General features: G+C 48.4%; 22 protein-coding genes, 1 tRNA gene and 1 other annotated feature. Of the genes, 15 read left to right on the top strand and 8 right to left on the bottom strand.

Annotated elements, in window-relative coordinates; genetic code table 11:
• Positions 1-135 precede the first annotated feature (135 nt).
• The 5 genes from SC127_RS04860 to luxS all read left to right on the top strand — a co-directional run bounded on the left by SC127_RS04860 (position 136) and on the right by luxS (position 3,844).
• Positions 136-212 (top strand) — tRNA-Arg (locus SC127_RS04860).
• A gap of 336 nt (positions 213-548) precedes the next feature.
• Positions 549-1,115: a fructose-1-phosphate/6-phosphogluconate phosphatase gene (yqaB, locus tag SC127_RS04855; RefSeq protein ID WP_332625503.1), complete on the top strand. Its 567-nt coding sequence runs from the start codon at positions 549-551 to the stop codon at positions 1,113-1,115.
• The gene (locus SC127_RS04850) at positions 1,112-1,540 is read left to right on the top strand and encodes a YqaA family protein (RefSeq protein ID WP_215845779.1); all 429 of its coding nucleotides are present in this window, start codon (positions 1,112-1,114) and stop codon (positions 1,538-1,540) included. Before yqaB ends, SC127_RS04850 begins: the two co-directional genes overlap by 4 nt.
• Before the next feature lie 31 nt (positions 1,541-1,571).
• Positions 1,572-3,176 carry a glutamate--cysteine ligase gene (gene gshA / locus SC127_RS04845; protein WP_215845780.1) on the top strand — a complete coding sequence of 535 codons (1,605 nt, stop codon included), beginning with the start codon at positions 1,572-1,574 and terminating at the stop codon, positions 3,174-3,176.
• Between the two features lie 152 nt (positions 3,177-3,328).
• Positions 3,329-3,844 (top strand): S-ribosylhomocysteine lyase, encoded by a 516-nt coding sequence (gene luxS, locus SC127_RS04840; protein WP_215845781.1) that lies wholly within the window; start codon positions 3,329-3,331, stop codon positions 3,842-3,844.
• 55 nt (positions 3,845-3,899) lie between these two features.
• Here the strand turns inward: luxS and SC127_RS04835 are convergent, their stop codons facing one another.
• Both SC127_RS04835 and SC127_RS04830 read right to left on the bottom strand, forming a co-directional pair.
• Positions 3,900-5,183: an HlyC/CorC family transporter gene (locus SC127_RS04835; RefSeq protein ID WP_243079086.1), complete on the bottom strand. Its 1,284-nt coding sequence runs from the start codon at positions 5,181-5,183 to the stop codon at positions 3,900-3,902.
• A gap of 16 nt (positions 5,184-5,199) precedes the next feature.
• Positions 5,200-6,000 carry a cytochrome C assembly family protein gene (locus tag SC127_RS04830; protein WP_215845783.1) on the bottom strand — a complete coding sequence of 267 codons (801 nt, stop codon included), beginning with the start codon at positions 5,998-6,000 and terminating at the stop codon, positions 5,200-5,202.
• Positions 6,001-6,166: 166 nt separating this feature from the next.
• Between SC127_RS04830 and ffh the strand changes: the two genes are divergently transcribed.
• The 5 genes from ffh to rplS all read left to right on the top strand — a co-directional run bounded on the left by ffh (position 6,167) and on the right by rplS (position 9,674).
• Positions 6,167-7,528, top strand: a complete 1,362-nt coding sequence (gene ffh, locus SC127_RS04825) for a signal recognition particle protein (protein ID WP_215845784.1) — start codon at positions 6,167-6,169, stop codon at positions 7,526-7,528.
• A gap of 140 nt (positions 7,529-7,668) precedes the next feature.
• The gene (gene rpsP, locus SC127_RS04820; RefSeq protein ID WP_007893313.1) at positions 7,669-7,917 is read left to right on the top strand and encodes a 30S ribosomal protein S16; all 249 of its coding nucleotides are present in this window, start codon (positions 7,669-7,671) and stop codon (positions 7,915-7,917) included.
• 18 nt (positions 7,918-7,935) lie between these two features.
• Positions 7,936-8,484 carry a ribosome maturation factor RimM gene (rimM, locus tag SC127_RS04815; RefSeq protein ID WP_215845785.1) on the top strand — a complete coding sequence of 183 codons (549 nt, stop codon included), beginning with the start codon at positions 7,936-7,938 and terminating at the stop codon, positions 8,482-8,484.
• Between the two features lie 35 nt (positions 8,485-8,519).
• Positions 8,520-9,284 (top strand): tRNA (guanosine(37)-N1)-methyltransferase TrmD, encoded by a 765-nt coding sequence (gene trmD, locus SC127_RS04810; RefSeq protein ID WP_215845786.1) that lies wholly within the window; start codon positions 8,520-8,522, stop codon positions 9,282-9,284.
• Between the two features lie 42 nt (positions 9,285-9,326).
• Positions 9,327-9,674 (top strand): 50S ribosomal protein L19, encoded by a 348-nt coding sequence (gene rplS / locus SC127_RS04805; RefSeq protein WP_003849035.1) that lies wholly within the window; start codon positions 9,327-9,329, stop codon positions 9,672-9,674.
• Positions 9,675-9,807: 133 nt separating this feature from the next.
• Here rplS and SC127_RS04800 read toward each other — a convergent pair whose 3' ends face one another.
• Positions 9,808-10,341, bottom strand: a complete 534-nt coding sequence (locus tag SC127_RS04800; protein WP_332625478.1) for a GNAT family N-acetyltransferase — start codon at positions 10,339-10,341, stop codon at positions 9,808-9,810.
• A 287-nt stretch (positions 10,342-10,628) separates the two neighbouring features.
• On the opposite strand from SC127_RS04800, the gene SC127_RS04795 reads away from it, so the two are divergent.
• The gene (locus SC127_RS04795; protein ID WP_243079089.1) at positions 10,629-11,708 is read left to right on the top strand and encodes a 3-deoxy-7-phosphoheptulonate synthase; all 1,080 of its coding nucleotides are present in this window, start codon (positions 10,629-10,631) and stop codon (positions 11,706-11,708) included.
• Positions 11,709-11,714: 6 nt separating this feature from the next.
• Positions 11,715-12,836 carry a bifunctional chorismate mutase/prephenate dehydrogenase gene (gene tyrA / locus SC127_RS04790; RefSeq protein WP_332625476.1) on the top strand — a complete coding sequence of 374 codons (1,122 nt, stop codon included), beginning with the start codon at positions 11,715-11,717 and terminating at the stop codon, positions 12,834-12,836.
• 31 nt (positions 12,837-12,867) lie between these two features.
• On the opposite strand, the gene pheA is transcribed toward tyrA, so the two are convergent.
• The 4 genes from pheA to bamD form a co-directional block, all read right to left on the bottom strand.
• A complete protein-coding gene (pheA, locus tag SC127_RS04785; protein WP_332625474.1) occupies positions 12,868-14,031 on the bottom strand; it encodes a bifunctional chorismate mutase/prephenate dehydratase in 1,164 nt (387 codons plus the stop codon).
• A gap of 22 nt (positions 14,032-14,053) precedes the next feature.
• Positions 14,054-14,178, bottom strand: a sequence feature (Phe leader region).
• Positions 14,130-14,177 carry a hypothetical protein gene (locus SC127_RS04780; RefSeq protein ID WP_193323348.1) on the bottom strand — a complete coding sequence of 16 codons (48 nt, stop codon included), beginning with the start codon at positions 14,175-14,177 and terminating at the stop codon, positions 14,130-14,132. Its footprint overlaps the feature before it by 48 nt.
• A 100-nt stretch (positions 14,179-14,278) precedes the next feature.
• Positions 14,279-14,605 carry a ribosome-associated translation inhibitor RaiA gene (raiA, locus tag SC127_RS04775; RefSeq protein WP_215845790.1) on the bottom strand — a complete coding sequence of 109 codons (327 nt, stop codon included), beginning with the start codon at positions 14,603-14,605 and terminating at the stop codon, positions 14,279-14,281.
• Positions 14,606-14,882: 277 nt separating this feature from the next.
• Positions 14,883-15,617, bottom strand: coding sequence for an outer membrane protein assembly factor BamD (bamD, locus tag SC127_RS04770; RefSeq protein WP_243079091.1), 735 nt, complete (start codon positions 15,615-15,617; stop codon positions 14,883-14,885).
• A 130-nt stretch (positions 15,618-15,747) separates the two neighbouring features.
• Here bamD and rluD point away from each other — a divergent pair, with 130 nt between their 5' ends.
• From rluD to clpB, 3 genes are all read left to right on the top strand, one after another.
• Positions 15,748-16,728, top strand: a complete 981-nt coding sequence (rluD, locus tag SC127_RS04765; RefSeq protein ID WP_215845792.1) for a 23S rRNA pseudouridine(1911/1915/1917) synthase RluD — start codon at positions 15,748-15,750, stop codon at positions 16,726-16,728.
• The gene (yfiH, locus tag SC127_RS04760; protein WP_243079092.1) at positions 16,725-17,453 is read left to right on the top strand and encodes a purine nucleoside phosphorylase YfiH; all 729 of its coding nucleotides are present in this window, start codon (positions 16,725-16,727) and stop codon (positions 17,451-17,453) included. Before rluD ends, yfiH begins: the two co-directional genes overlap by 4 nt.
• Positions 17,454-17,566: 113 nt before the next feature.
• A complete protein-coding gene (clpB, locus tag SC127_RS04755) occupies positions 17,567-20,152 on the top strand; it encodes an ATP-dependent chaperone ClpB (protein ID WP_243079093.1) in 2,586 nt (861 codons plus the stop codon).
• A gap of 6 nt (positions 20,153-20,158) precedes the next feature.
• Here clpB and SC127_RS04750 read toward each other — a convergent pair.
• Positions 20,159-20,345 (bottom strand): hypothetical protein (locus tag SC127_RS04750; RefSeq protein WP_332625468.1); only part of this gene is annotated, 187 nt, incomplete at its 5' end.

Raw genomic sequence — 20,345 nt, 5'->3', positions numbered from 1 at the left:
CATCCATAGCTCAGCTGGATAGAGTACTCGGCTACGAACCGAGCGGTCGGAGGTTCGAATCCTCCTGGATGCACCATTCGCTTTTTCGTTATACCCAATAATTATCTCCTTTCTGTTATACCTGTTTTTACCTATGCATCCGTAGCTCAGCTGGATAGAGTACTCGGCTACGAACCGAGCGGTCGGAGGTTCGAATCCTCCCGGATGCACCATATTCTTAATCTCTACCTCCATAACACGCTGCCACACCCGTCAACACTTCTTAAAGCAAAAATCTCTGCCTTAACCCTTCTGCAATTCAGTAAAACCAACAGCGTTGAGTTATTTCATAACGCACCCAAAATATTTCCCATGATGTTATACCCTCCTCAAATTGTTAAAAAATCTACAGTGATTCCACACGGTTATACGCCGTCCCGCCGGATCACCTTTTTCTGAAAAGAAAAATATCTAATGCTTTCAAAGCATTTGCTGTTCATCCCACCTGGCGACAACCTGCACACATTAAGCTAAAGTAATGGCTCATTTATTGAATGTCCGGAGTGACAATGTACGATCAATATGACGCCCTGATTTTCGATATGGACGGCACAATTCTTGACACCGAGCCGACACATCGAAAAGCGTGGCATCAGGTACTGGCACGCTACGGATTGTCGCTGGATGAAGCACGCATGGTGAGTTTCAATGGTGCGCCGACCTGGCAACTGGCGCAGTTTATTATTGAAACAAATCAGTCAACTCATGATCCTCTTCTTCTCGCTGCTGAAAAAACAGCTGCCGTAAAAGCCATGCTGTTGGAAAACGTGCATCCACTTCCTTTAATGGACGTCGTCAAGGCTTATTATGGCCGTCGTCCCATGGCAGTTGGAACGGGCAGTGAGCACAGCATGGCAGAGGCTTTGCTAAACCAACTGGGTGTACGCGAGTTGTTTACAGCAGTGGTTGGTGCAGATGACGTGCAGTGCCACAAACCAGAACCGGATACTTTTTTACGTTGCGCAGAACTCATGGGCGTAGCGCCGGAACGTTGTATTGTTTTCGAAGACGCTGATTTTGGCGTGCAGGCAGCGAAAGCTGCAGGTATGGACGTGGTAGATGTTCGCTTACTGTGAGTGAAATCCTTGTTTACGCCTCTTTGTTTGGCAGCAGTTTTTTAAGCGCGACGCTTTTACCGGGAAGCTCTGAAGCACTGCTGATTGCTTTACTGATTGCTAAAAAAGCATCAGTTTATGGGTTGATTGTGGCCGCATCGTTGGGAAACACCTTGGGCGGCTTAACCAACATTCTTCTTGGTCGCTTACTGCCGCTAAAACGTCAGGGGCGATGGCATGACACAGCAATGACGTGGTTACACCGATTAGGGCCTGCAGCACTGCTATTCAGTTGGTTGCCGGTGGTAGGTGATCTGCTCTGCGTTCTCGCAGGCTGGTTACGTTTCGCCTGGCTCCCGGCAATGCTGTTTCTCGCCGTCGGTAAAACGCTGCGTTATATCGTTATCGCGACCGCCACATTACAGGGCATGCAATGGTGGCATTGATTCGCACAGATTCGAGGCTACGGTTAACATTATGCTGAACAAAAATAAATTATTCTCACAGCGGGAGGTTAATGTGATCCCGGACGTATCTAAAGCGCTGTCCTGGCTGGAAGCGCACCCTAATGCTTTAAAAGGCATTGGACGTGGTATCGAACGTGAAACATTACGATCAATGCCAAATGGTCATCTTGCTGAGAGCGGTCACCCGGAATCTCTGGGGTCTGCGCTTAAGCATGACTGGATTACCACCGATTTCGCAGAAACTCTGCTCGAATTTATCACGCCGGTTGATCACAGCATCGACCACATGCTGGCTTTTCTACGCGATATTCACCGCCATGTTGCGCGTGAGTTGGGCGAGGAGCGCATGTGGCCGTTCAGTATGCCTTGCGTGATTGAAGATGCAGATAAAATTGAGCTGGCGCAATACGGCAATTCCAACATTGGCCGGATGAAAACGCTCTACCGTGAAGGGCTGAAAAATCGCTACGGCGCGCTGATGCAAACCATCTCCGGCATTCATTACAACTTTTCACTGCCGCTGTCTTTCTGGCAGGAATGGGCCGATGTGAAGGATGTGGAAAGCGGTAAAGAAACCATTTCTGCTGGTTATCTGCGCCTGATTCGAAATTACTATCGCTTCGGATGGGTGATTCCTTACCTGTTTGGTGCATCACCTGCTGTCAGCTCCAGCTTTTTACAAGGGCGTGAAAGCGCGCTGCCATTCGAAACCAATGACGAAGGTATGTTGTGGCTGCCCTATGCAACGTCGCTTCGTCTGAGCGACCTTGGGTATACCAACAAATCTCAAAGTTCGTTGGGTATCACGTTCAATTCTCTGGACGGTTATGTATCGGCACTCAAGAAGGCGATCAAAACGCCATCAGAAGAGTTTGCAGAGATGGGCACCAAAGATGCAGAGGGTAACTGGCTTCAGCTTAATACCAATGTCCTGCAAATTGAGAACGAGCTCTATGCACCTATTCGTCCTAAGCGTGTTACGCGCTCTGGCGAAGCGCCATCTGATGCGCTGCTGCGTGGTGGCATTGAATACATTGAAGTCCGTTCACTTGATATCAATCCCTTCTCTGCAATTGGCGTCGATGAAAATCAGGTACGCTTCCTTGATCTGTTCCTGATTTGGTGCACGCTGGCAGATGCGCCTGAAATGAGCGCTGAAGAGCTGCAGTGCACTCGTCAAAACTGGAATCGTGTTGTATTGGAAGGGCGTAAGCCGGGCCAAAAAATTGCGGTAGGATGTGGTGAAGCGGAGCATTCGCTGCAAGAAGTAGGCAAAACATTGTTTGCAGATCTGCGTCGTGTCGCTGAGGTGTTAGACAGCAATCAGGGCAGCACGCAATATCAACAAGTTTGCGATCAACTGGTGGCATCGTTTGATGATCCTGAGCTAACCTATTCAGCGCGCATCCTTCACGCGATGAAGGATAATGGTTTGACCGGAACCGGTATAGCATTGGCAGAACAATATCGTCATTTGCTGTGTGAAGAATCTTTGGAAGTGTTAAGCGAAGAAGACTTCACGCGTCAGGCGCAAGAGTCTGTGTCTAAACAGCAGCAGCTTGAAGCGAATGATACGTTGGATCTGGAAACGTATCTGGCGAGCCGGGAAGGGTAGAAAAAGAAAAAGGCCACATCAATGTGGCCAAATTAACATCTCTGTTGTCAGGGATGATGATAACAAATGCGCGTCTTTCATATATTCAGACGTTGGGCGAACAGAAAAGTTTCATTGTTTTAAAAAAAATTCTCAGAACAGGAGGCGACGTAATGCCATTACTGGATAGTTTTACTGTTGATCACACCATCATGGCTGCGCCTGCAGTGCGTGTAGCGAAAACCATGAAGACGCCAAACGGCGATACAATTACTGTTTTCGACCTGCGTTTCTGCCGACCTAACATTGAGATCCTGACTGAGCGCGGTATTCATACGCTTGAGCATCTTTTTGCAGGATTCATGCGCGATCACCTGAATGGTGACGGTGTCGAAATCGTTGATATCTCACCGATGGGTTGCCGTACTGGTTTCTATATGAGTCTGATCGGGACGCCAGATGAGCAACGCGTAGCGAAAGCGTGGAAAGAGGCGATGGAAGATGTTCTGAAGGTAAAAGATCAGAATCAGATCCCTGAACTCAACGAATATCAGTGTGGTAGCTACAAACTGCATTCATTAGATGAAGCGCAGCAAATTGCCCGCAACGTTCTGGCACATGATATCGGCGTTAATCACAACGAAGATCTGAAACTACCAAAAGAGAAATTGCAGGAACTGCACATCTAGTTTTGCGATTACCTGCCAAAAAACGCCGCATTTAGCGGCGTTTTTTATAGGCAATTTAGGAGCCGATGGAAGATTTCAATGGCGTCTTTGGTGTGATTTTGACCTGCTTCACCATATTGTCCTGCACATCCAGAATATCAATGTCGTAGTGACCAATTTGAATGCGCGTCTTCATTTGTGGAATCTCTTCCAGCGCCTCAAGCAACATCCCATTTATGGTACGTGCTTCTTCTTCAGGTAGGTTCCAGTTAAAGGCTTTGTTGATTTCGCGCACATTGGCGCTTCCTTCAATCAAGACTGAACCATCGTTTTGTGGCATCACTTCTTCTGCAAGTGAAGGTGACATAGAGGTAGTGAAATCGCCAACGATCTCTTCAAGAATATCTTCGATAGTCACCAAGCCTTTGATGTCACCATATTCATCAACCACCAAACCGGCTTTCTTCTTGTTGCGCTGAAATTTAACCAGCTGCACATTCAATGGTGTGCCTTCCGGGACATAATAGATTTCATCAGCAGCGCGTAGCAGCGTCTCTTTGTTGAACTCTTTTTCTGTCATCATGCGCCAGGCTTCGCGTACACGCAGCATGCCTACACAATCATCGAGCGAATCACGAAACAATACGATGCGTCCGTGTGGCGAATGGCTGAGCTGGCGGGCCACGGATTTCCAGTCATCGTTGATATTAATGCCAACAATCTCATTACGCGGCACCATGATGTCGTCAACGCTGACTTTTTCCAAATCAAGCACCGAAAGAAGCATGTCCTGGTTACGGCGTGATATCAAATTACGTGACTCATAAACGATAGTGCGAAGCTCTTCTTTGCTTAGTGCGGAGTTGATAGAACCATCGGTTTTCATCCCCACCATACGCATCAAAATACGCGTTATGGTGTTTAACAGCCAGACCAAGGGCAGCATGACATATTGCAATGGCCCAAGCAGTACGCTGCTAGGATAGGCCACTTTTTCTGGATAAAGTGCGGCGATGGTTTTAGGGAGGACTTCGGAAAATACCAAAACGACAAACGTGAGCACACCGGTAGCGATAGCGACACCGGCATCGCCATACAGGCGCATTCCAACTATGGTCGCTAAGGCCGACGCGAGGATATTAACCAGGTTATTGCCAATCAGCACCAGGCTAATCAGGCGATCGGGGCGTCGCAGTAACTTTTCAACGCGACGCGCTCCGCGATGCCCGCTTTTAGCTTGATGACGCAGCTTGTAGCGGTTAAGCGTCATCATGCCAGTTTCTGAACCTGAAAAATAAGCTGAAACCAGTACCATAATGATTAGCGTTACGATCAGCGTGGTGGTCGAAACATGTTCCAACGCAGGACTTCCTTAATTAATGTGAGGCAGAAGTGAGTAGGTGCTGTAAAACACGGCTGCCGAAATAAGCCATGGTTAACAGCAACGCGCCGCCGCAGTTGAACCAGACTACGCGACGACCGCGCCAACCCTCATGATAGTGTCCCCAAAGCAGAACGATATAGACGAACCATGCAATGATGGAAAGTACTGCTTTATCAACATTCTCGGCACTGAACAGGTTATGCATATAAAACAAACCGGTACAAAGCACCAGTGTCAGCAGCACAACGCCCACTTGGGTAATATGAAACATCTTGCGCTCAATGGTAAGCAGCGGCGGCATATCTTGGGTAAACGCCAATTTTTTATTTTTTAACTGATAGTCAATCCAAGCCAGCTGCAGCGCGTAGAGGGCCGCGATAATGAGTGTGGCGTAGGCAAACAGCGACAGGCCGATGTGAATCATCATGCCCGGCGTGGTTTCAAGATGAGTAATGAACGCGTTGGGAACGAAGGTAGCAAAAGCCAGGTTGATCAGCGCAAAACTGTAAACAATCGGTAACAACAGCCAGCCACGATTGCGTGAGGCGACAATCGTCATGATGGCGCAGATCAGTAAGCTGACTAGCGATCCAATGTTCAACAGGCTTAAGTTTTGTCCGCCATCGACGGCAAAAATGCGTTGCTGCAGAGCCACCGCGTGGGTAATCAGCGCCACACAGGCAGAAAGCACCGCCATCCGCCGCCAGCCACCGTTACGTTTTAACAAGCTGGGAATGATCAGTGCAAGGCTTAGGGAGTAGGCGAACAGCGCCACAATCGAGAAAACGGACATAGATCCTTTCGGGTATCAGTCAGATATAAGGAAAAAAGCAGTATAGCGCCAGCAGCAGTATGCTCCAAACGATCTGAGGGTCAATTGCAGAGATCGCTGATGCTTCGTGTTATAATCCGCCGCATTCTGCCGATCAGGCGCCTCGCGATTTTTTAAGTGAGAGAAAATGTTTGATAATTTAACCGATCGTTTATCGCAAAGCCTGCGTAATATCAGTGGCCGCGGAAGGCTGACCGAAGACAATATTAAAGACACGCTGCGTGAAGTTCGCATGGCGTTGCTCGAAGCTGACGTTGCACTGCCAGTTGTACGTGACTTTATCAGTCGCGTAAAAGAGAGTGCAGTAGGCCATGACGTCAATAAAAGCCTGACGCCAGGCCAAGAGTTCATCAAAATCGTCCGCAACGAACTGGTTGCAGCAATGGGGGCAGAGAATAATGCGCTTGATTTAGCTGCGCAGCCACCTGCTGTTGTGCTGATGGCCGGTTTACAAGGTGCGGGTAAAACGACCAGCGTCGGGAAACTGGGTAAGTTCCTGCGTGAAAAGCATAAAAAGAAAGTCCTGGTTGTTTCTGCTGACGTTTATCGTCCTGCAGCGATTAAACAGCTTGAGACTTTGGCTCAACAGGTTGGGGTTGATTTCTGCCCATCCGACGTGAGTCAGAAACCCGTCGACATTGTTAACAATGCGTTGAAAGAAGCCAAACTGAAGTTTTACGACGTGTTGCTGGTGGATACTGCCGGTCGTTTGCACGTTGATGAAGCGATGATGGACGAAATCAAACAGGTTCATGCCGCGATTAATCCGGTTGAAACGCTGTTTGTGGTTGATGCCATGACCGGCCAGGATGCGGCTAACACGGCTAAAGCATTTAACGAAGCATTGCCGCTGACAGGCGTTATTCTGACCAAAGTGGATGGTGATGCTCGCGGCGGTGCTGCGCTGTCAATTCGTCATATTACCGGCAAACCGATTAAGTTCATGGGTGTCGGTGAGAAGACCGAGGCACTGGAGCCTTTTTATCCAGAACGTATCGCATCACGTATTCTCGGCATGGGCGACGTGCTGTCGCTGATTGAAGATATCGAGAGTAAAGTTGACCGCGAGCAAGCTGAAAAGCTGGCGAAAAAATTAAAAACCGGTGACGGTTTCGATTTAAACGATTTTCTTGAGCAGTTGAAGCAGATGCGCAACATGGGCGGCATGGCTAGTCTGATGGGCAAACTGCCAGGCATGGGCCAACTGCCAGATAACGTTAAATCGCAAATGGACGACAAAGTGCTGGTGCGCATGGAAGCCATCATTAATTCAATGACGCGCAAAGAGCGCGAAAAGCCGGAACTCATTAAAGGGTCGCGTAAACGTCGTATTGCGACCGGTTCAGGCATGCAGGTGCAGGACGTTAACCGCTTACTTAAGCAGTTTGATGATATGCAGCGCATGATGAAAAAAATGAAGAAAGGTGGCATGGCAAAAATGATGCGCGGTATGAAAGGCATGATGCCGCCAGGTTTCCCGGGACGTTAATCGTTCCACAAAAAAGCCCGAAAGAAACGCTATTAGGTTGCTTTTTTCGCCAAAATGAGTAAAATTTTCGGGCTTTTTATACAGCACCCGGACTCCATTCCCCGATGGAGCCGGGTGTTTTATTAACTGAAGAGGATGTTATGGTAACAATTCGTTTGGCACGTCACGGCGCTAAAAAGCGTCCGTTCTATCAGGTCGTCGTTACTGACAGCCGTAATGCACGCAACGGTCGCTTCATCGAGCGCGTAGGTTTCTTCAACCCGATCGCTTCTGGTCAGGCTGAAGGTCTGCGTCTGGACCTGGATCGCATCGAGCACTGGGTTGGCCAGGGCGCTACGCTTTCTGATCGCGTTAACGCGCTGATCAAAGAAGCAAAGAAAGCAGCTTAATCTGTCACGGTGGTGAGCATGAGCAAACAACTTGCCGCACAGCCTCCCGTTAATCCCATTGTTTTGGGTAAAATGGGGGCCGCATACGGCATCCGCGGTTGGCTCAAAGTGTTTTCCTCCACTGAAGACGCTGAAAGCATCTTCGACTACCAACCTTGGTTTATCCAGCGTGCCGGTAAATGGCATCAGGTTGAGCTAGAGGGTTGGAAGCACCACAATCAGGACCTGATTATCAAAGTCAAAGGCTTCGATGATCGGGATGCGGCGGCTCAATTAACCAATTGCGAAATCAAGGTTGATTCGACGCAGTTGCCAGCGCTGGATAACGGTGACTATTACTGGAAAGACCTTATGGGTTGCCAGGTTGTTAACCTTGAAGGCTACGAGTTGGGCAAAGTCATTGATTTGATGGAAACCGGCTCGAACGACGTACTCGTTGTTAAGGCAAACCTGAAAGATGCGTTCGGTGCTCAGGAGCGGTTGATTCCGTTTCTTGATGAACAGGTTATCAAGAAAGTCGATCTCACTACTGGCCTCATCGAAGTAGATTGGGATCCTGGTTTTTGATCTCCGAATCACAGGGTAACGTAACGGCGAATACAATGTGGATTGGTGTTATTAGCCTGTTTCCAGAAATGTTTCGCGCTATTACCGATTACGGGGTAACTGGCCGGGCAGTAAAAAATGGCCTGCTTAGTATTCAAAGCTGGAGTCCGCGTGACTTCGCGCTTGACCGGCACCGCACCGTGGATGATCGTCCTTATGGCGGCGGACCGGGAATGTTAATGATGGTACAACCTTTACGGGATGCCATCTCCGCAGCGAAAGCAGCGGCGGGAGACGGGGCTAAGGTGATATATCTTTCACCTCAGGGGCGCAAACTCGACCAACAGGGCGTTTGTGAGTTAGCGACGCAGAACAAGTTAATTCTGGTCTGTGGTCGTTATGAAGGGATTGATGAGCGCGTAATCCAAACCGAAATTGATGAAGAATGGTCAATCGGCGATTACGTACTCAGTGGCGGAGAATTACCAGCCATGACGTTGATTGACTCAGTTGCCCGGTTTATTCCTGGTGTGCTGGGTAAGCAAGCGTCAGCCGATGAGGATTCGTTCTCGGATGGTTTGCTGGATTGTCCACACTACACCCGACCTGAAGTGTTAGAAGGCAAGGATGTTCCGGCAGTTTTACTGTCAGGCAACCATGCCGATATTCGCCGTTGGCGCCTGAAACAGTCGCTAGGCCGTACCTGGCTAAGAAGACCTGAACTTCTGGAAAACCTGGCTCTGACTGAAGAGCAAGCAAGGTTGCTAAAGGAATTCAAACGTGAATTTCAGCAGCAGCAAAACGATGATGTGGAAGAGTGATCTTCCCCGACTATCAGTTTACCCAGGATAAGAGATTTAATTATGAGCAACATTATTAAGCAAATTGAACAAGAGCAGATGAAACAGGACGTACCTTCTTTCCGTCCGGGTGATTCCGTGGAAGTGAAAGTATGGGTCGTTGAAGGTTCTAAGAAACGTCTGCAGGCATTCGAGGGCGTGGTTATCGCTATTCGTAACCGCGGTCTGCACTCTGCATTCACTGTTCGCAAAATTTCTAACGGCGAAGGCGTTGAGCGTGTTTTCCAAACTCACTCACCAGTAATTGACAGCATCGCTGTTAAACGTCGTGGCGCTGTGCGTAAAGCCAAACTGTACTACCTGCGTGAGCGTACTGGTAAGTCTGCTCGTATCAAAGAGCGTCTTAACTAAGGTATCGCTAGCGCGACATCTAAAAGTTAATAGCAAACAAGGGGTTGGCGAAATGCCAGCCCCTTTTTTTATTATAATGAGGGAAAAATACCTGCGGACACAATGTCATCATCACGCCAGAATCTCTGTGAGCTTATTTCTGTGGCCGATGAAAATGATAAATCGCGGTATTAACCGGACCGCTGTCTAAAATGATCAACCCGTAGCGGTAATCAACAAAACGCCCTCCGCATTTTTCTGCCACTCTCCTGCTTGCTGTATTGGCCTCTGCTGCCAGGATCTCAATCGTTTTAATAGCAGGACGTTCAAATCCAAACTTAAGCAGTTGGTTTACCGCCTGGCTGGCAATGCCTTTTCCTTGAACATCGCTGCGAACCCAATATCCCATCGCACTAAAATCACCTCGAAAACGAGAAAAGCGAATACCTGCGCCACCTAATAGCCGATCTTGCTCATCTACAATGGCAAATTCATGCGCTTCACCTGTTGCTCTTTGCAAGTGAGTAAAGTTGATCCAGCTGGCTGCTTCTTTTTCCTCATAATTTTCATGTGCCCAGACCATCCATGGAAGCAAAGTGTCGAGCGAGTTATTGACTGCGGCAGTGAAGGCAGAAATATCCTCTAGGGTGAATGGACGTAATGTAATAGAAGCGAAATGAGCGGTCATATGAAATTACTGAATTAAGCAGAAAGTGACGTCAGATTAACACAGGTCACTTAAGCGCCCATGTTCAGCATTGTAATGATAACTTTACAGTATTGAAGGTGCGGGTTAAGCGCAATGTAACTATAAGTGATTTATTTTAAAGCAATTAAATTATTTATTGGACGTTATTTTTATTGATAGTAATTAAAAATGTACAGACTAATTGCAAGGCGTACTCTTTATGATACAGTGTGCGACATCCTCTTAGAGGATCCCTGGACCGCATAAACGAGAAAAGGATCGTAATCATGCAAAAAGACGCGCTGAATAATGTGCATATCGCAGATGAACAAATATTGATCACGCCAGAAGAGTTAAAGGCGAAATTTCCACTGAATGCCCAGCAACAAGAGCAGGTTGCTGCATCTCGCCAGACGATTTCTGACATTATCGCAGGCCGCGATCCGCGTCTTTTGGTGGTGTGTGGCCCATGTTCAATTCACGATACAGAAGCTGCACTTGATTACGCTCGCCGTCTGCAAACCCTTTCTGAACAGTTGAAGGATCAGCTGTACCTCGTTATGCGCGTCTATTTTGAAAAACCTCGTACGACCGTAGGTTGGAAAGGTTTGATCAACGATCCTTATATGGACAATTCGTTTGATATGGAAGGGGGCTTACACATTGCACGTAAGCTGTTAGTGAATTTAGTGGAAATGGGTCTGCCATTGGCCACTGAAGCCCTTGATCCTAACAGTCCACAATATTTAGGCGATCTGTTCAGCTGGTCGGCGATTGGTGCTCGTACGACTGAATCGCAAACTCACCGTGAAATGGCATCAGGTCTTTCAATGCCGGTTGGTTTTAAAAACGGAACAGATGGTAGTCTTGGCACGGCCATCAATGCAATGCGCGCAGCTGCAATGCCACATCGTTTTGTCGGTATCAATCAGTCTGGTCAAGTTTGCTTGCTGCAAACTCAAGGCAATCCAGACGGTCACGTCATTCTCCGTGGTGGAAAAACGCCAAATTACGGGCCAGAAGATGTTGCACAATGCGAAAAAGAGATGCTCAAGGCGGGACTGCGTCCAGCCTTAATGATAGATTGCAGCCATGGTAATTCTAATAAAGACTTCCGTCGCCAGCCTGGGGTAGCTGAGTCAGCTGTCGCCCAGATCAAAGATGGTAACCGTTCGATTATTGGTTTGATGTTGGAGAGCCATATCAATGAAGGGAGCCAATCTTCTGAGCAACCACGCAGTGAAATGAAATATGGCGTTTCCGTCACTGATGCCTGCATCAATTGGGAAGTCACTGAAGTTTTGCTACGTGATATGCATCAGGATCTGCAAGGAGTGCTGTCGGCGCGTCTGTCACACGAGGTGTAATGAGCAATGGTTGCTGAACTGACCGCGTTACGCGATCAAATAGATAATGTAGACAAGGCGCTGCTCGATCTGCTGGCAAAGCGGCTTGAACTGGTCGCTGAGGTAGGCGAAGTCAAAAGCCGTTATGGCTTGCCTATTTATGTGCCAGAACGTGAAGCTTCAATGCTGGCGTCGCGCCGTAAGGAAGCGGAAGCGTTGGGTGTGCCGCCTGATCTTATCGAAGATGTGCTGCGCCGCGTAATGCGTGAATCCTACACCAGCGAAAATGACAAAGGTTTCAAAACGCTTTGTCCTGAATTGCGTCCAGTGGTGATCGTTGGCGGAAATGGCCAGATGGGCAGGCTATTTGAAAAGATGCTGACCCTGTCAGGTTATATCGTAAAAATACTCGATAAAGCGGATTGGGAGCAGGCTGAATCGCTGCTAAGCGATGCCGGCATGGTGATTATCAGTGTTCCGATTCATTTAACTGAACAAGTCATAGCGCAGCTGCCGCAGCTGCCTGATGACTGCATTTTGGTTGATTTAGCTTCAGTGAAAAATCGCCCGCTTCAGGCGATGCTGGCCGCGCATGGAGGACCGGTGCTGGGGTTGCATCCGATGTTTGGGCCTGACAGCGGTAGCCTTGCGAAACAGGTTGTGGTTTGGTGTGATGGCCGTCAACCTGAAGCGTATCAATGGTTTTTGGAACAAATGCAGGTGTGGGGTGCTCGCTTACATCGTATTAGCGCTGTAGAGCATGATCAAAACATGGCGTTCATACAGGCGCTTCGGCATTTCGCGACCTTTGCTTATGGTCTGCATTTAGCTGAAGAAAACGTTAATCTCGATCAGTTATTGGCGCTGTCGTCGCCAATCTACCGGTTGGAACTAGCGATGGTTGGACGCTTGTTTGCCCAAGATCCGCAGCTGTATGCTGACATTATTATGTCTTCAGAAAGTAATTTGGCACTGATAAAACGTTATTATCAACGCTTTGGCGAAGCGATTACCTTGCTGGAGCAGGGTGATAAGCAAGCCTTCATCAACAGTTTTAATCGGGTCGAGCACTGGTTTGGCGACCATGCCAAACGCTTCCTGGTGGAAAGCCGCAGCTTATTACGTTCGGCGAACGACAGCCGGCAGTAAATAAAAAGGCATCCCGTTGGATGCCTTTCTTTTATTCGCCAGGTTCAACCGGCACGATATTTTCGCCTGGATAACATCCCAATACCTTCAGCGATCGCGTCATCGTTTTCAATTCTTGTAATGCCTGCTGCATTTTTTCCGACTGCAAATTTGCCTGCACATCAATGTAAAACATCTCTTCCCACGGATTTCCATTGATAGGACGTGACTCAAGTTTACTCATGATCAGGTTGTGTTGTCGCAAGACTAACAGGGCATCAACCAGCGCACCTGCTTGCTGTCCTGTTGCCATGATGAGTGTGGTTTTCGCGGGAACCTGATCAGAAACGTCGATCGGTTTACGAGCCAGAACAATGAAACGCGTCTGGTTTTGTTGCTGATTCGCCAGATTTCGTTCAAGAACCTGTAACTGATAAAGCTCTCCGCCAGCCTCACTGCCTAAGGCTGCAACTTTAGGCGAATTGAGTGCAGCGACTTTCTCCATCGCTGCTGCGGTACTTTCGGTGTACTCAATTTTCCAATGTGGAAAACGATTAATAAACTGACTACATTGCTGGAAAGGCTGGGGATGACTATAGACCGTTTCAATCTGCTGAAGATCGGTGGTGCCATTGATCAACACGCAATGATCGATGGGCAAAGTCAGTTCGCCCACAATCGACAAACTTGTTTGCTGAAGCAAATCGTAAACATCATTGATCGAACCCGAACTGGTATTTTCTATCGGCAATACCGCGTAATCGGCTAAGCCATTCTCAACGTGTTTAATAATGTCATGAAACTTAAGACAGCCGATTTCAACCATATTGTCAAAATGGCGCGCTGCGTATTTACGTGCAGCAAGATGAGAATAGGAACCTTTTGGACCTAAAAAAGCAATGCGGGCAGCCTGCGCATGAGGATGGTTCAGATTCTTTTGCAGGAGCGCCTGTTGAGTTAATACAGAATCCTCAATCACTAACTGGAAAAGCCGTGTGATGTAGTGTGCATCCAAATGATGTTTCTTGCCCAGTACGATCAAATGCTCCAGCAAAGCGCGTTCGCGTTCTACATCACGAATAGGGCGATGGGTTTCAAGTTTAGCCTGTGCAACCTCAACGGCCAGCGAACGGCGTTCTGCTAAAAGAGTCAGTAGTTTTTCATCGACCGCGCTGATTCTGTCGCGCAACGCCAGTAATGGATTATCGGGATTCATAGGGATCACCTGTAAGCTGTCCAATAAAAAAGCCTCCCAGTTGGGAGGCTTTGTTGTTCGTCTTCGCTTTCGTTTTCACACGACGAATTGCCTCCCAATTAGGGGAAGGTAAAAAAGAAAGCGAAGAAAAACAGAGGTTGTTTCATGATTAATTCCACAAAAATAGTGAACTGAGAGTAACCGTACTGATTTGAAGCTGTCAATAAAAAACGCGCCCGTAGGCGCGTTAAACTTGTCGTTGAAGTGATTAGCTGGCCGGTGTGAAATCTTTTACGCTGGTCGTTGCGCGGCGAGCTTCGGCTTTATGCTGAACTTTATTGAGCTGTCGTTCGAGCTTAGCAATCAAATCATTTATTGCGGTATACATATCGTCGTGTTTGGCGCTGGCCACCAAAGTGCCGTTTGGCGTATTTATAGTGGCATCAGCCACGAATTCTTTTGGTTCTTTGGACAAGACAATATGGGGATTAATCAGGTCGGTTTGCCACTTTTCTAGCTTGGCGAGACGGTCTTCGACATGGTTGCGGATAGCCGCAGTGATTTCCATTTGTTTACTGGTAATGTTGAGAATCATATTTCTTACCTCTCTGTCATTTCCGTCTTGGTAAGTTCAGCATAACGCGAAAACAGACAAAATGTGTGATTTAGATCACGAAAAAATGTCACTTTTTGTCAAGGCCAGTTATTTGTGAGAAAGGCTGAGAAAGCGGGTTAAAAGGCTTGAAGCGTAGCCGTTAAAAGCGCATTGTTGATGGGTTAGCTCAACGGGAAAACACTGGTTTTAATGTTTTTCCGAGCATAAAAAAAGCAGCCATTGAAGGCTGCTTTTTTAGTTTCAAGCGGAATAAAAATTAGCCGACTTGATTCGCAGCAATAATCTTTGCCACTTTATCTGCTTCTGCGTTTAGTTGTAGATGACGGTAGGCATTTTCCATCAGCGACAGCGCATCGTGCGTGGCCTGCGTATCGGGATAATCGCGCATCATACCTTCCACACGGTTAACGACCGCGACATAAGCCTCGCGCTTAGTATAGAATTGCGCCACGGACAGTTCATATTTCGCTAAACGATCTTTCAAGTAGACTAGACGTTTTTGCGCGTCAGCTGAATATTGGCTGTTCGGATAACTGCGCAGCAGCTGCGAGAAGTCACGGAATGCATCACGGGCATGGGTCGGATCACGATCAGAACGATCAATGCCGAAGAAGCCTTGCAGCGCCGAATCATCCAACGCCATATCCGTCAGGCCTTTCATATAGATGACATAGTCGATGTTTGGATGAGTAGGATTCAAACGCATGAAGCGAGCAATAGCCGCCTGTGCTAATGGCAGATCGGCATTTTTATAATACGCGTAGATCAAATCCAGCTGAACCTGCTGTGAATAAGGACCGAACGGATAACGATTATCCAGCGCTTCCAGTTGCTTAATCGCCGCTTTAAAGTTACCGTCCTGCAGCTTTTGCTGCGCTGTGGCATAGATTTCAGAAGGCGGGCTGTCCGGTACCGCGTCATTAGAGCCGGAACAACCCACAAGGGCCAGGCTCAGTGTGGCAGCAGCCACCAGATGTTTCATACGCGTCATGACGAAATGATTATCCTCAAAATGTTATGGCGGAAGCTGTCCGTATAGCTCCCGGTAATGACCAGGTACGATAGCACATTATATTAAACGGCATCGCCGTGAAAACCCAACGTTAACGAAGAAGCTGTATATGGCACAACAAGTTCAACTCACCGCAACGGTATCCGAATCACAACTCGGACAACGCTTAGATCAGACTTTGGCAGAATTGTTCCCTGATTATTCGCGTTCTCGTATAAAAGAATGGATCCTTAACCGTCGCGTTAGTGTTAACGACACGATTGTCGACAAACCAAAAGAGAAAGTGTTAGGTGGCGAACGTGTCGCCATTGACGCTGAGATCGAAGAAGCGCAACGCTGGGAGCCGCAAAATCTGCCGCTCGACATCGTTTATGAAGACGATGATATCCTGGTGATTAACAAGCCGCGTGGTTTTGTGGTGCATCCGGGCGCGGGAAATCCTGATGGCACGGTGCTGAATGCATTGCTGCATCATTACCCCGCCATAATGGATGTTCCGCGCGCAGGCATCGTCCATCGCCTTGATAAAGATACCACTGGATTAATGGTGGTAGCTAAAACCGTTCCTGCACAAACGCACTTGGTCGAAACGCTGCAGCTGCGTGAAATCACGCGTGAATACGAAGCGGTAGCAATCGGTACGATGACAGCGGGCGGCACCGTTGATGAGCCAATCAGCCGTCACTCAACCAAGCGCACGCATATGGCTGTGCATCCGATGGGCAAACCTGCGGTTACTCACTATCGAATCATGGAGCATTTCCGTGCACACACGCGTTTACGCCTGCGTCTGGAAACGGGGCGTACCCACCAGATTCGTGTCCACATGGCGCATATTAACCATCCGCTGGTAGGCGATCCGCTTTATGGTGGTCGTCCACGTCCGCCAAAAGGTGCATCTGAAGCGTTCATCTCCACATTACGTGGCTTCGATCGCCAGGCACTGCATGCCACCATGCTGCGTCTGTATCACCCTATCACCGGTATTGAAATGGAATTTCATGCACCAATCCCGCAAGACATGATCGATTTAGTTAACGCTTTGAAAGCGGATACTGAAGAGTTCAAGGATCAAATGGACTGGTTATGAGTTTGATTATCCCCGATTGGCCCGTACCGTCCCGCGTGCGAGCGTGTTCCACTGTACGCTATGGCGGCACGAGTACAGCACCTTGGAAATCGCTGAATCTGGGCAGCCATGTCGGGGATTCGTCATCACATGTCGAAAGCAATCGCCAACGACTGGTGGAGCTAGCGGGCTTGCCCGCAATGCCACAATGGCTGGATCAGGTTCACACAACCGATATTGTCCGGCTGCCACATTCCGTACAAGAGATACCGCGTGCAGATGCATGTATTACTAATCAAGCAGGCGTAGTGTGTGCAGTAATGACAGCAGATTGTTTACCGGTGTTGTTCTGCTCGGCAGATGGAACGGAAGTCGCCGCTGCACATGCGGGGTGGCGTGGGCTTTGCGATGGCGTATTAGAAAACACGCTGGCGCAGTTTCGTTCATCTCCTAATCAGATTCATGCATGGCTTGGACCAGCAATTGGTCCGAATGCATTTGAAGTCGGCGCAGAGGTACGCAGTGCCTTCATGGCTAAAGCTCCTCAGGCGGCAGCGGCATTCCGTCCCGTTGGCAATAAATTTTATGCCGATATAGTGTTATTAGCGCATCAGCGTCTGCAGGCGGCAGGCGTGCAATCTGTTAGCGCTGTGAAGCGTTGCACCTTCAGCGAACCAGACAATTTCTTCTCCTTTCGCCGTGATGGTGTTACCGGTCGTATGGCAACTTTGATCTGGCTGATATAACCTTACGCCATAAGACGATCCGGTTAGTATGTTTTTTACTCTTATCTCAGGTCATTAACCTTGAAATTTTGAGGGATGACCTCATTTAATCTCCAGTAGCATTTTGACCTGTAATGGGAGGAATCATGCGTCTGGATCGTCTTACCAACAAATTCCAACTGGCTCTCGCCGATGCGCAGTCCCTCGCTCTGGGACATGACAATCAATTTATCGAACCTCTGCACTTGATGAGCGCGTTGCTTAATCAAGAAGGCGGAACGGTACGTCCATTATTAACGTCTGCAGGTGCGGACGTTGCAACCTTACGCACGCAGGTAGAGCAGGCGATCGATCGTCTGCCTCAAGTGGAAGGGACTGAAGGTGATGTTCAGCCTTCATCTGATTTAGTCCGTGTGCTCAATTTATGTGACAAGCTGGCGCAGAAGCGCAGCGACAATTTTATTTCATCTGAATTATTTGTTCTGGCGGCCCTCGATTCACGTGGTTCTTTGGCAGATATCCTTAAATCTGCTGGCGCAACCAATGAAAAGCTAACCAAGGCCATTGACCAGATGCGTGGAGGAGAAAACGTGAGCGATCAAGGGGCTGAAGATCAGCGGCAGGCATTGAAAAAATACACCATCGATCTAACCGAGCGTGCTGAATTAGGCAAGCTCGATCCAGTAATCGGTCGTGATGAAGAGATTCGCCGGACTATTCAGGTATTACAACGGCGCACCAAAAACAATCCCGTGCTTATTGGTGAACCTGGCGTGGGTAAAACGGCTATTGCTGAAGGACTGGCTCAGCGCATCATTAATGGTGAAGTACCGGAGGGTTTAAAAGGCCGCCGCGTACTGGCGTTGGATATGGGCGCGCTGGTGGCGGGCGCAAAATACCGTGGTGAGTTTGAAGAGCGCTTAAAAGGTGTATTGAACGATCTTTCTAAACAGGAGGGAAATGTCATCCTGTTTATTGATGAGCTGCATACTATGGTTGGCGCGGGTAAAGCTGACGGCGCGATGGACGCTGGTAATATGCTTAAACCTGCATTGGCGCGTGGTGAGTTGCACTGTGTGGGCGCGACGACGCTGGATGAGTATCGTCAATATATAGAGAAAGATGCTGCGTTAGAACGTCGTTTTCAGAAAGTCTACGTCGCTGAGCCAAGCGTTGAAGACACCATCGCTATTCTGCGTGGGCTGAAAGAGCGTTATGAATTGCATCACCACGTTCAAATTACCGATCCGGCTATCGTCGCGGCCGCAACCTTATCGCATCGCTATATTGCTGATCGCCAGCTACCCGACAAGGCGATTGACTTGATTGATGAGGCGGCTTCAAGCATCCGCATGCAGATGGACTCTAAGCCTGAATCGCTTGACCGTCTTGAACGCCGGATTATTCAGCTGAAACTGGAGCAGCAGGCACTTAAGAAAGAAGCGGATGACGCCAGCATCAAACGTCTTGAGATGTTAGAGAGTGAGCTGAATCAAAAAGAGCGTGAGTACGCTGAACTTGAAGATGAGTGGAAAGCGGAAAAAGCATCTTTATCCGGTACGCAGAACATCAAGGCTGAACTTGAGCAAGCGCGCCTTACACTTGAGCAGGCTCGCCGCTTAGGCGACCTCGGCCAAATGTCCGAGTTGCAGTACGGCAAGATTCCAGCGCTTGAGAAACAGCTGGCTGCAGCGACTCAGGCTGAAGGCAAGATGATGAAGCTGCTGCGTAATCGAGTTACCGACGTTGAAATTGCCGATGTGTTAGCACGATGGACCGGCATTCCTGTGGCGCGCATGATGGAAGGCGAGCGCGATAAGCTTTTACGTATGGAGCAAGAACTGCACGCACGTGTCATCGGCCAGGACGAAGCGGTTGAAGCTGTATCGAATGCTATTCGCCGTAGCCGCGCAGGATTGTCGGATCCTAATCGCCCGATCGGTTCTTTCTTATTCCTTGGGCCGACAGGGGTAGGTAAAACTGAGCTGTGCAAGGCATTGGCGAACTTCTTGTTTGATAGCGATGACGCGATGGTACGTATCGACATGTCTGAATTCATGGAAAAACATTCTGTGTCGCGACTGGTCGGTGCGCCTCCTGGTTATGTTGGCTATGAAGAGGGCGGCTATTTAACAGAAGCGGTTCGTCGTCGTCCTTATTCAGTCATTCTTCTGGATGAAGTAGAGAAAGCACATCCAGATGTGTTCAACATCCTGTTGCAAGTTCTCGATGATGGGCGCTTAACCGATGGACAAGGACGAACTGTGGATTTCCGCAATTCAGTTGTCATCATGACATCGAATTTGGGATCGGATTTGATTCAGGAGCGTTTCGGCAATCTCAATTATGGCGAAATGAAAGATATCGTCATGGGAGTAGTAGGGCAGCATTTCCGCCCTGAGTTTGTTAACCGTATTGATGAAGTGGTTGTGTTCCATCCATTAGCTGAGAAACATATCGCTTCAATCGCGCATATTCAGTTGCAGCGTTTGTATAAGCGTCTGGAAGATCGCGGTTATAAACTGCACATTTCCAGTGAAGCGATTAAATTGCTTGGTGAGAATGGCTACGATCCGGTTTATGGCGCGCGTCCACTTAAACGAGCTATTCAGCAGCAGATTGAAAATCCGCTGGCTCAGCAAATACTTTCCGGTGCATTGGTTCCGGGCAAAACTATCGAAATGGATGTTAAAGACGGTGTAATAACAGCTCATCAATAGCACTCCTCAAATAAAAACGGGCCTTTTGGCCCGTTTTTTATGAGTAAAAAGCGATAATTGGTTCATAAAATAAGCAGGTGGTTTAAATATTGAGCGGTTGAATAAAAACTTGAGATTAGCACTTGTCAGCCCGGAAGAACTCCCTATAATGCGCCTCCACTGACACGGCAAACCGGCAACGGGATGGCGGTTC

The sequence above is a fragment of the Pantoea sp. T14 genome, assembly GCF_036663535.1.
Lineage (GTDB): Bacteria > Pseudomonadota > Gammaproteobacteria > Enterobacterales > Enterobacteriaceae > Pantoea > Pantoea phytostimulans.
The sequence above is the reverse complement of the archived record's forward strand: the minus strand, read 5'-3'. Positions and strand labels throughout refer to the sequence as shown.